This window comes from Pseudomonas sp. (assembly GCF_050739995.1).
Lineage (GTDB): Bacteria > Pseudomonadota > Gammaproteobacteria > Pseudomonadales > Pseudomonadaceae > Aquipseudomonas.
This window is the reverse complement of the sequence record NZ_JBOICG010000001.1, coordinates 1-2,230: the sequence shown is the minus strand read 5'-3', so window position 1 is coordinate 2,230 and position 2,230 is coordinate 1. Positions and strand designations below refer to the sequence as shown.

Here is a 2,230-nt window from a genome sequence, read left to right as displayed (position 1 = left end):
GTGTGTCGGAATGTGTAAGAGGGTTGTGGCTATTTGCCAAAACTTTGAATTTGACTGTAGGAAATTAACTACGCATTGCTTGTTGGTATTATTTGGTCTGGGTGGTAACTGTAAGAATAGGATTACGGATTTGAGAAAAACAATGGTGGCTAATATGTTTTTGCTCGATTAATGCGTGATCTTTTGCGCTAAAAGACCTGGGTTCGAAAAAACGAACCCACAAAAAAGCCCCGATCAACGGGGCTTTTTGCGCAACGCCTTGGAGCTTACTTGCCCTTTGGTCGCTTGCTCGATGCGTGGCCGGCTTCATCCACAAATACTTCAGCGACTGCAATCGCTTCACGTTCAGTCGCGAATGTCCCGGCAACGCTATCGCCGTGGAAGTTGATCAAGTGCCAGCCGTCCGCTCGCTGCGTGATCAGGTAGCCGTTTACGCCTTTGGGTTCTGACATCTATCAATCTCGTGGTGTGGTTCAAGCAGGTCATGATAGCGCCAAATGCGCTGGAGGCGCGCAAGTTGTTGCAGGCCCGTGCCCTGCTTGAAAAACCGTGCTAAAACCATGGAAGGCCTGTTAAGCATGAGGTTCAAGGTGAGGGTTGTCGTGCCGCTGGGAACGCCGTGTATGGGATCCGCGGAACTTACGCCGACATTTTTTCTCTTAGATGACATCGCAACGCCAGCAGGACCCATTGTAAGGTGGCTGCGGCCTGATTAGACTGCGCCGAATTCCGTACGTACAGCCCTTTGTAAGGACTCATATGATCAAGAAATGCTTGTTCCCAGCAGCCGGTTACGGCACTCGCTTCTTGCCAGCGACCAAAGCCATGCCCAAAGAGATGCTGCCGGTGGTGAACAAGCCACTGATTCAGTACGGCGTCGAAGAGGCACTGGATGCTGGCCTGAATGAAATTTCCATCGTGACCGGCCGTGGTAAGCGCGCGCTGGAAGACCACTTCGACATCAGCTACGAGCTGGAAAACCAGATCAAAGGCACCGACAAGGAAAAATACCTGGTAGGTATCCGTCGCCTGCTGGACGAGTGCTCGTTCTCCTACACCCGTCAGACTCAAATGAAAGGCCTGGGCCATGCGATCCTGACCGGTCGCCCGCTGATCGGTGATGAGCCGTTCGCCGTGGTACTGGCGGATGACCTGTGCGTCAACCTGGAAGGTAAAGGCGTACTGGAGCAAATGGTCGATCTGTACAAAAAGTACCGTTGCACCATCGTGGCGGTCCAGGAAGTGGACCCCTCGGAAACCAACAAGTACGGCGTGATCGCGGGTGACGAAATCGGTGATGGCCTGATCCGCGTGCGTGACATGGTGGAGAAACCGGCACCGGAAGACGCGCCGTCGAACCTGGCAATTATTGGTCGTTACATCCTGACCCCTGACATCTTCAAGCTGATCGAAGAAACCGAGCCAGGCAAGGGTGGTGAAATCCAGATTACCGATGCTCTGTTGAAGCAAGCCAAAGACGGTTGCGTGATTGCCTACAAATTCAAAGGCAAGCGTTTCGACTGCGGTGGCGCTGAAGGCTACATCGAGGCGACCAACTTCTGCTTCGAGCATTTCTACAAGACTGGCAAGGCCTACTGATTTCAGTAGCCCTGCTCTGTAAAAAGCCACCTTCGGGTGGCTTTTTCGTTTTTCCGCCCCATGTAAGTCGGTATGCTGATGTCCTGCCGAGGAGAGTGAAATGGCCTACGATTTTGACCTGTATGTAATTGGCGCCGGTTCAGGTGGCGTTCGCGCAGCACGCTTTGCAGCGGGCTTTGGCGCCAAAGTGGCGGTAGCGGAAAGCCGCTACCTGGGCGGTACGTGTGTGAACGTCGGCTGTGTGCCGAAGAAGTTGCTGGTATATGGCGCGCATTTCGCCGAAGACTTTGAGCAAGCCAACGGTTTCGGTTGGTCGTTGGGTGAGGCGAATTTTGACTGGGCGACCTTGATCGCCAACAAGGATCGCGAGATCAACCGCCTCAATGGCATCTACCGCAACTTGCTAGTCAACAGTGGCGTGACCCTGCATGAAGGGCATGCGCGCCTGGTTGATCCGCATCAGGTGGAGATCAATGGCGAACGCTTCACCGCCAAGCACATCCTGATTGCCACGGGCGGCTGGCCGCAGATCCCGGAGATTTCTGGCCGTGAGCACGCTATCGGTTCCAACGAAGCGTTTTTCCTGAAAGAACTACCCAAGCGTGTGCTGGTGGTCGGTGGTGGTTATATC

At 53.9% G+C, this 2,230-nt stretch carries 3 protein-coding genes; 2 read left to right on the top strand and 1 reads right to left on the bottom strand.

The window, feature by feature from the left end; all coding sequences use genetic code 11:
* Positions 1–266: 266 nt before the first annotated feature.
* Positions 267–452: a hypothetical protein gene (locus ACRESD_RS00015; protein WP_016969599.1), complete on the bottom strand. Its 186-nt coding sequence runs from the start codon at positions 450–452 to the stop codon at positions 267–269.
* Between the two features lie 307 nt (positions 453–759).
* On the opposite strand from ACRESD_RS00015, the gene galU reads away from it, so the two are divergent.
* Positions 760–1,599 carry a UTP--glucose-1-phosphate uridylyltransferase GalU gene (gene galU, locus ACRESD_RS00010; RefSeq protein ID WP_431749060.1) on the top strand — a complete coding sequence of 280 codons (840 nt, stop codon included), beginning with the start codon at positions 760–762 and terminating at the stop codon, positions 1,597–1,599.
* 100 nt (positions 1,600–1,699) lie between these two features.
* Positions 1,700–2,230, top strand: a 531-nt coding sequence (locus ACRESD_RS00005) for an FAD-dependent oxidoreductase (protein ID WP_431749059.1), incomplete at its 3' end; no start/stop codon positions are given.